This window comes from Streptomyces sp. NRRL WC-3549, from assembly GCF_000721935.1.
Taxonomy (GTDB): domain Bacteria; phylum Actinomycetota; class Actinomycetes; order Streptomycetales; family Streptomycetaceae; genus Streptomyces.
In genome coordinates, this window is record NZ_KL585405.1 from 76,504 (window position 1) to 85,494 (window position 8,991).

General features: G+C 72.3%; 7 protein-coding genes. 6 read left to right on the plus strand and 1 reads right to left on the minus strand.

The annotated features are described in order from the left end of the window. The 6 genes from IH13_RS0118355 to IH13_RS0118380 form a co-directional block, all read left to right on the plus strand. The coding region (locus IH13_RS0118355; RefSeq protein ID WP_031085790.1) for an acyltransferase family protein at nt 1-792 on the plus strand (792 nt) is incomplete at its 5' end. Between the two features lie 265 nt (nt 793-1,057). After that, entirely contained in the window at nt 1,058-2,200 is a 1,143-nt protein-coding gene (locus tag IH13_RS0118360) for a uroporphyrinogen-III synthase (RefSeq protein ID WP_031085792.1), read from the plus strand. 19 nt (nt 2,201-2,219) lie between these two features. Beyond that, nucleotides 2,220-2,783 (plus strand): GNAT family N-acetyltransferase, encoded by a 564-nt coding sequence (locus IH13_RS0118365; protein WP_031085793.1) that lies wholly within the window; start codon nt 2,220-2,222, stop codon nt 2,781-2,783. A 136-nt stretch (nt 2,784-2,919) separates the two neighbouring features. Then, the gene (locus IH13_RS0118370) at nt 2,920-5,298 is read left to right on the plus strand and encodes a HelD family protein (RefSeq protein ID WP_031085796.1); all 2,379 of its coding nucleotides are present in this window, start codon (nt 2,920-2,922) and stop codon (nt 5,296-5,298) included. Nucleotides 5,299-5,731: 433 nt separating this feature from the next. Next, the gene (locus tag IH13_RS0118375; RefSeq protein ID WP_031085798.1) at nt 5,732-7,165 is read left to right on the plus strand and encodes an NAD-dependent malic enzyme; all 1,434 of its coding nucleotides are present in this window, start codon (nt 5,732-5,734) and stop codon (nt 7,163-7,165) included. Between the two features lie 378 nt (nt 7,166-7,543). Beyond that, the gene (locus tag IH13_RS0118380; protein ID WP_003968811.1) at nt 7,544-7,825 is read left to right on the plus strand and encodes an HU family DNA-binding protein; all 282 of its coding nucleotides are present in this window, start codon (nt 7,544-7,546) and stop codon (nt 7,823-7,825) included. A gap of 323 nt (nt 7,826-8,148) precedes the next feature. Here IH13_RS0118380 and IH13_RS0118385 read toward each other — a convergent pair. After that, nucleotides 8,149-8,991 (minus strand): UDP-N-acetylglucosamine 1-carboxyvinyltransferase (locus IH13_RS0118385; RefSeq protein ID WP_031085799.1); only part of this gene is annotated, 843 nt, incomplete at its 5' end.

Here is an 8,991-nt window from a genome sequence, read left to right on the forward strand (position 1 = left end):
CCGTACCCGGAGGAGAGCGGCTCGACCGGCGGGTGGCTGGAGCTGACCTGGGCCGACCAGGCGGTGGGACCGCTCTGGTACATCCGGGCCTACCTCTGGTTCGTGATCGCCTCGCCGCTGCTGCTGAAGGCGTTCCGCAGGCTGCCCTGGGTGACGATGCTCGCCCCCGTGGCCCTGACGGCCGTGATCGGCACGGGCCTGGTGACGGTGCCCGGCATGTTCGGCGAGAGCCTGATCGACTTCGCGGTCTTCGGCGCCTGCTGGGTGCTCGGCTTCGCCCACAACGACGGGCTGCTGAAGGAGATCCCGCGCTATCTGGCGGTCTCCTCCGCCGCCATCGTCATGGGCTTCGGCCTGTGGTGGGCCTCCGGCCACCTCACCGAGGAGGGCTGGAACCTGGACGAGATCCCGCTGGCCCAGGCCACCTGGTCCCTCGGCTTCTGCGCGATCCTGCTCGTGTACGCGCCGTCCTGGCGGAAGCTGCCCGGCAAGCTCGCCGGGTGGGACAGCCTGGTCACCCTGGCCAACAACCGCGCCGTGACGATCTACCTCTGGCACAACATCCTGCTGATGGCCGCGGCCCTGGTCGTCGACCAGACGTGGAACATCCCGTGGTTCGGCGACACGTTCGGTACGTACATCGAGCAGTCGTACGACGGGCTGATCCTCGTCGTCATCTGGCCGCTGATCGGGCTGGCGATCCTGTCGTTCGGCTGGGTCGAGGACGTGGCGGCCAAGCGGCGCCCCCGGCTCTGGCCCAACGGCGCCGACAAGCGCCGTACCGCCGCCTGAACGCCCCGGGACACCCGGTGACCGGCTCCGGCTCACCGGGCCCCGGGGCACCATGGGAGGGCGGGCCGCACGCGCACCGCGCGGCCGGACCGCACCGGTGCTCTCCACCGGTGCCTCCGGGCCGTTCACCAGGTGACGTGACGGGCGGGCGACACGGGTGGACCGGGACTGTCGCTCGAAGTCGGCAGGCCCGGTCCTCCGCACCATCGGAACGGGGGCGGTGCGCACGCGCCCCCAGCGGTTACGAGAGCCGGGTATCAGGTACATGCACGACGACGCACAGCACGGGCCCCTCGCGGGCTTCACGGTCGGGGTCACCGCGGCCCGGCGCGCCGAGGAACTGGGGGCGCTCCTCACGCGCCGGGGCGCCGCGGTCCTGCACGCGCCCGCGCTGCGGACCGTGCCCCTCGAGGACGACGGCGAACTCCTCGCCGCCACCGAGGAACTGCTCGACGACGTGCCCGACGTGGTGATCGCCACCACCGCCGTCGGGTTCCGCGGCTGGACCGAGGCCGCCGACGGCTGGGGCCTCGGCGACCGGCTGCTCCGGATGCTGCACGGCGTCGAACTGCTGGCCCGGGGCCCCAAGGTCAAGGGCGCCGTCCGCGCCGCGGGGCTCACCGAGGCATGGTCGCCCGGGTCGGAGTCCCTGGCGGAGGTCCGGGACCGGCTGCTGGCCGAGGGCGTCGACGGGCGACGGATCGCCCTCCAGCTGCACGGCGAGCCCCTCCCCGGGTTCGTCGACGCGCTCCGGGAGGCGGGGGCGGAGGTCGTCGGCGTCCCCGTCTACCGGTGGATGCCCCCGGCGGACATCGCCCCGCTCGACCGGATGCTGGACGCCACGGTGGCCCGCGGCATGGACGCCGTCACCTTCACCAGCGCCCCCGCCGCCACCTCGTACCTGAACCGGGCCGAGGCCCGCGGCATCCTCCCCCAGGTGCTGTCCGCGCTCGGCCGGGACGTCGTCGTGGCCTGCGTCGGCCCGGTCACCGCGCTGCCGCTCCAGGCCCGGGGCATCGACACCCTCCAGCCGGAACGCTTCCGGCTCGGCCCGCTCGTCCAGCTGCTCTGCGCCCGGCTGCCCGCCCGCGCCCGGGTCCTGCCGGTCGCCGGGTGCCCGGTCGAGATCCGCGGGCACGCGGTCCTGGTCGGCGGGGCGCTGCGCCCGGTGCCGCCCGCGGGCATGGCCCTGCTGCACGCGCTCGCCCGCCGGCCGGGCCGGGTGGTCTCCCGGGCCGGCCTGCTGCCTGCGCTGCCCGGCGGCGGCACCGACGAGCACGCCGTGGAGACGGAGATGGCCCGGCTGCGTACGGCACTGGGGGTGCCCGGGCTGATCCGGACCGTCGACGAGCGCGGTTACCGGCTCGCCCTGGACCCCGCGTCCGACACCGGGCACGACGGTTCCTGAAGGGCATTACGGTCAGGGGATGACCGATCTCAGCCATCCCCTGACCGCCGGTGTCCACCTGCGGCCCGCGATGCTCGACGACGCGGTGTCCTTCGCCGAGGCCCTCACCCGCAGCCGGGCGTACATGAAGCGCTGGGAGCCGGTGCGCCCCGAGGCCTTCTACACCCCCGAGGGGCAGACCCGGCGTCTGACGGCCCTGCTCGCCGACCGCGACGCGGGGCGCGCGATGCCCTGGGTGCTGGCCGACGCCGACGAGAGTGTGGTGGGCGCGATGACCCTCGCCGCGATCGAGCTGGGACCGTTCCGCAACGCCCGGCTCGGCTACTGGATCGACGTCGACCGGGCGGGCCGGGGACTTGCGACGGCCGCCGTCGGCCGGGTCTGCGAGGACGCCCGGGACCGGCTCGGGCTGCACCGCGTCGAGGCCGGCACGGTGGTCGACAACGCGGCCTCGCAGCGGGTGCTGACGAAGTCCGGGTTCGAGGTCATCGGGACGGCACCGCGCTACCTCCACATCGACGGGGCGTGGCGGGACCACCGGATGTTCCAGCGGATCCTGCACGACGGCCCTCCGCAGCGCTGAGGGCCACGGCCCGTCCCGGGCCGCTCCCGGAGATCGACGCGCAACCGCAACCCGGCACACCGGGTGACAGGTGCGCTCGGGGCCCCCTTTCGCGTACGGTTGACGGCTGCCCAGTGCACGTCAGAAAGGGGCCCCGGTGGCCGCGCAGGATGCCGCTGTCGATTCGTTGCGGGACCGGGAGATCGGTGTCGAGCAAGAACATCTGGACCGGGTCTACCACCGTCTCGAAGAGAAGATCGACGAGGCGGAGTTCCTCATGCGGGATGCCGGACGGCGGGCCCAGGTGGGCACCCCAGGCGCACTCGCCGAGCGGGACGCCCAGGTCTTCCGCGCCGGTATCCACCTCAACCGGCTGAACAGCGAGTTCGAGGACTTCCTCTTCGGGCGGATCGACCTGCTGCTCGGCAAGGACGGCGAACGCGGCCCGGACGGCGCCTACACCTCCGTGGAGCCCGCCGACGGCGCCGTACGCGAGGACGGCACCGCCGACATCGCCGAGACGCTGCACGTCGGCCGCATAGGGGTCCTCGACTCCGACTACGCGCCCCTGGTCATCGACTGGCGCGCGCCGGCCGCCGCGCCGTTCTACCGGTCGACGCCGAAGGCCCCGGGCCGCGTGGTGCGCCGCCGGGTCATCCGCTCCAAGGGGCGCAGGGTCCTCGGGGTCGAGGACGACCTGATGCGTCCGGAGCTGACGGCGTACCTGGGCGGCGAGGAGCTGCCCGTCGTCGGCGACGGCGCCCTGATGGCCGCACTGGGCCAGGCCCGCAGCCACACCATGCGGGACATCGTCGCCTCGATCCAGGCCGAGCAGGACATGGTGATCCGCGCCCCCGCCGCGTCCGTCACGGAGGTCTCCGGAGGCCCCGGGACCGGCAAGACCGCAGTGGCCCTGCACCGGGCCGCGTACCTGCTCTACCAGGACCGGCGCCGGTACGCGGGCGGCATCCTCGTCGTCTCGCCGACGCCGCTGCTGGTCGCCTACACCGAGGGCGTGCTGCCCTCGCTCGGCGAGGAGGGGCAGGTCGCGATCCGCGCGGTCGGCTCGCTCTCCGACGACGCGGCGGGCGTCGAGGGCGCCACCACGTACGACGAGCCGGCCGTCGCGCGGATCAAGGGCTCCTCCCGGATGCTCCACGTCCTGCGCAAGGCCGCTCGCGGTGCCCTGGAGCAGACCGCGCCCCGGAACCCGTCCAAGGGCGGCCAACTGGCCTTCGGAGAGGCGGAGGAGGCCACCCAGGACCGTGGAACCCCCGACCGGCTGCGGGTCGTCGCCTTCGGCGGCCGGATCGAGCTGGAGGCGGACGAGCTCAAACGCATCCGGCACAACGTCCTCGGCGGCACGGCACCGGTCAACCTGCTGCGCCCGCGCGCCCGCAAGCTGCTCCTGGACGCCCTGTGGAACAAGTCGTCCGGCCGGGGCCGCTACACCGACCCCGAGCTGGCCGCGGAGCTGCGCTCCTCGTTCGACGAGGACGTCTCCACCGAACTCCCGTTCCTCACCTTCCTCGACGCCTGGTGGCCGGAGCTCACCCCGCGCCGGGTGCTCGCGGCGATGGCCGACGAGCGCCGGCTGGGCCGGTGGGCGCGCAGGATCCTCAACCAGGGCGAGGTGCGCAGGCTCGCCCGGTCGCTGAAGCGGCTGGACGCGGACGGGCGGGGCCCCCTGTCCGTCCACGACGTGGCGCTCCTGGACGAGTTGCACACGTTGCTGGGCACCCCGCACCGGCCGAGGAAGAAGCGTGAACTGGACCCCCTGGACCAGCTCACGGGGCTGGACGAGCTGATGCCGCAGCGCGAGGAGACCCAGCGCGAGCGGGCCGAGCGGCTGGCGGCGGAGCGCACCGAGTACGCCCACGTCATCGTCGACGAGGCCCAGGACCTGACGCCCATGCAGTGGCGGATGGTCGGCCGTCGCGGCCGGCACGCCACCTGGACGGTCGTCGGCGACCCCGCGCAGTCCTCGTGGTCCGATCCGGACGAGGCGGCCGCCGCCCGGGACGAGGCACTCGGCAGCCGGCCGAGGCGCCGGTTCACCCTCACCGTGAACTACCGCAACCCGGCGGAGATCGCCGAGCTCGCGTCGAAGGTGCTGGCCCTGGCGATGCCCGGGATGGAGTCCCCGGCGGCGGTCCGCTCCACGGGCGTCCGGCCGCGCTTCACGACCGTGGGCGACGGGGATCTCGCCGAGACCGTCCGGGCGGAGGCGCGCAGGCTGCTCGCCGAGGTGGACGGCACCGTCGGCGTGGTGGTGGCGATGGACCGCCGGGCCGAGGCCCGGGGCTGGCTGGAGGAGCTCGGCGACCGGGTGGTGGCGCTGGGCAGCCTGGAGGCGAAGGGCCTGGAGTACGACGCCACGGTGGTCGTGTCCCCGGCGGAGATCGCGGACGAGTCCCCGGCGGGCCTGCGGGTGCTGTACGTGGCGCTCACCCGTGCGACGCAGCAGCTGACCGTGGTCTCGGGGGAGCGGGACCTGCCGGACGGCGACGGCGTACCGGACCTGCTGAGGGACTGAAGGGACCGAGGCGCGGAACTCCGTGTCCGGGGGGCCTCCCGGATCCGTCCGGCGCGCGGGAATCACATCCCCGGGGTCTTTGTTAGCCTGGTATCGGCACCGGCTCGATCCAAGCCCCCGGGCCCAACCTTCGTCGCTTCGAGCGACCACTTGCCGCGAGGCGAGCATGGCGGGCCGGTGTCGTTCAACTGAAAAGACAGACCCGCGTCACCTCACGGTGGCGCGGGTCTGTCGTCGTTCAGGGGCCCTTCGGATCCGGGCCTCTGCGGGGGTTCCGCCGAGGCCCCTACTTCTCGTATGGTGGAAAACCATTTCCGAAAGGTGGCAGTCATTACCTGCTACTGGTCGGTAGGTGCGACGATCGGAGACGCGTGTTCGGGGCATCCCCCCCATATGCGCGCGGCAATGAAGCTAAGAAAGTGAAGGACTCGCCATGGCAACGGCGCCCAGCGTCTCGTACTCGATGACGGTCAGGCTGGAGGTGCCCGCGAGCGGCACAGCGGTCTCCCAGCTCACCACGGCCGTGGAGTCCTCCGGCGGTTCGGTCACCGGCCTCGACGTGACCGCTTCCGGCCACGAGAAGCTGCGGATCGACGTCACCATCGCGGCCTCCTCCACCGCGCACGCGGAGGAGATCGTCGAAGGGCTGCGGAACATCGAGGGCGTCGTCCTCGACAAGGTCTCCGACCGTACGTTCCTGATGCACCTCGGCGGCAAGATCGAGATGGCGTCCAAGCACCCCATCCGCAACCGCGACGACCTCTCGATGGTCTACACCCCGGGTGTGGCCCGGGTCTGCATGGCCATCGCCGAGAACCCCGAGGACGCCCGCCGTCTGACCATCAAGCGCAACTCCGTCGCCGTCGTCACGGACGGCTCCGCCGTCCTGGGCCTCGGTAACATCGGCCCGAAGGCCGCCCTGCCCGTCATGGAGGGCAAAGCGGCCCTCTTCAAGCGTTTCGCCGGTATCGACGCCTGGCCGATCTGCCTGGACACCCAGGACAGCGACGCCATCGTCGAGATCGTCAAGGCGATCGCCCCCGGCTTCGCGGGCATCAACCTGGAGGACATCTCGGCCCCCCGCTGCTTCGAGATCGAGGCGCGGCTGCGCGAGGCCCTGGACATCCCCGTCTTCCACGACGACCAGCACGGCACCGCGATCGTCGTCCTGGCCTCCCTGACCAACGCCCTGCGGGTGGTCGGCAAGTCCATCGGTGACGTACGCGTCGTCATGTCGGGCGCCGGTGCCGCCGGTACGGCCATCCTGAGGCTCCTCATCGCCGCGGGCGTCAAGCACGCGGTCGTCGCCGACATCCATGGAGTGGTGCACGCCGGCCGCGAGGACCTGGTCTCCGCCGCCCCCGACTCGCCGCTGTGCTGGATCGCCGACAACACCAACCCCGAAGGCGTCACCGGCACCCTCAAGCAGGCCGTCGTCGGCGCCGACGTCTTCATCGGCGTCTCCGCCCCCAACGTCCTGGACGGCTCCGACGTCTCGGCGATGGCGGAAGGCGCGATCGTGTTCGCCCTCGCGAACCCCGACCCCGAGGTCGATCCGGCGATCGCCCGTGAGACGGCGGCAGTTGTGGCCACCGGCCGCTCCGACTTCCCGAACCAGATCAACAACGTCCTGGTCTTCCCGGGTGTCTTCCGAGGCCTGCTGGACGCCCAGTCCCGCACCGTCAACACCGAGATGATGCTGGCCGCCGCCCGCGCCCTGGCCGACGTCGTCGCCGAGGACGAGATCAACGCGAACTACATCATCCCCTCGGTCTTCAACGACAAGGTCGCGGGTGCCGTCGCCGGGGCCGTGCGGGACGCCGCGAAGGCGGCCGGCGTGGCCGAGGCCGCGCCCGACCCGGCGTAGCGTCAAGGCCGTGGGGGGCCGTTTCGAGGCCCCCCGCGGCGGTGCCGGAGGTCACGTCCGGCACTCGGGTACGGCGCGTCGCGTGTCGCGGCGTCCCAAACGCCCCTTTAGGGTGGGCGGGCAGCGAGCCCCACAGGCCCGGCATCCGCTGCGGACCGCTTCAACAAGTCGACGGAACGTCACCGCGGGCAGTCAGTGGCGCTTTTCGTGTGACGGCGAAGGGTTCCGGATTGGCGTTAGCGCCGCAGGTGGGGGCAGGATGCGTATTCGGGCGCGAGGGTCTGACATCAGACCCGGGTCCGGGGACTGTCAGAGGGCCCTGGCAGCATCGGCTTCGATCTCACGCCTCACAGGCAAGAAGAACACGGGAGTAACAACATGAACCGCAGTGAGCTGGTGGCCGCCCTGGCCGACCGTGCCGAGGTGACCCGCAAGGACGCCGACGCCGTTCTGGCCGCGCTCGCCGAGACCGTCGGCGAGATCGTCGCCAAGGGCGACGAGAAGGTCACCATCCCCGGCTTCCTGACCTTCGAGCGCACCCACCGTGCCGCTCGCACCGCTCGTAACCCGCAGACCGGCGACCCGATCAACATCCCGGCCGGCTACAGCGTGAAGGTCTCCGCGGGCTCGAAGCTCAAGGAAGCCGCCAAGGGCAAGTAAGGCCCCCAAGGCATCAGAAGGGCGGCCGTCCTCGACCGGGACGGCCGCCCTTCGTCATGCCCGGGTCCGGGCCGGTGCCCGCGCCGCGCCCTCAGCGCCGCTGTACGGCCGCTGCGGCAGCTCAGAGGCCCCGCCGGGGGTCCCGGGACCCCTCCCGTCGCGTACGGCGCGCAGCGGCCGTACGGCGCCACGGCGCAGGGCGGCCCGCACACGGCCGCCGCCCCGGTCCCTGAGCGGGGCCGGGGCGGCGGACTGTGGTGCGGGGGCGCGCAATGCTGTGTGCGGCAGCACCGTGCGTGCGCCGGAGTGCGTCCGGCGGGGTTTCAGACGAGTGAACCGCCCGGCAGTTCCACCTTGGCGCCGAGCTTCTCCAGCTTGTCCATGAAGTTCTCGTAGCCGCGGTTGATCAGGTCGATGCCGTGCACCCGGGACGTCCCCTGGGCCGCCAGAGCGGCGATCAGGTACGAGAACCCGCCGCGCAGGTCCGGGATGACCAGATCCGAGCCCTGGAGCCTCGTGGGCCCGGACACGACCGCGGAGTGCAGGAAGTTCCGCTGCCCGAAGCGGCAGTCGGACCCTCCGAGGCACTCGCGGTAGAGCTGGATGTGCGCGCCCATCTGGTTGAGCGCCGAGGTGAAGCCGAGCCGCGACTCGTAGACCGTCTCGTGGACGATCGACAGCCCCGTCGCCTGCGTCAGGGCCACCACGAGCGGCTGCTGCCAGTCGGTCTGGAAGCCCGGGTGCACGTCCGTCTCCAGCGCGATGGCGTTCAGCGCGCCGCCGGGGTGCCAGAAGCGGATGCCCTCGTCGTCGATCTCGAAGGCGCCGCCGACCTTGCGGTAGGTGTTGAGGAAGGTCATCATCGAGCGCTGCTGGGCGCCCCGCACGTAGATGTTTCCCTCGGTCGCCAGCGCCGCCGACGCCCAGGAGGCCGCCTCCAGGCGGTCCGGGATCGCCCGGTGGGTGTAGCCGTCGAGCCGGTCGACACCGGTGATCCGGATGGTCCGGTCGGTGTCCATGGAGATGATCGCGCCCATCTTCTGCAGGACGCAGATGAGGTCTTCGATCTCCGGCTCCACGGCCGCGTTGGACAGTTCGGTGACGCCTTCGGCCAGCACCGCGGTCAGCAGTACCTGCTCGGTGGAGCCCACCGACGGGTACGGCAG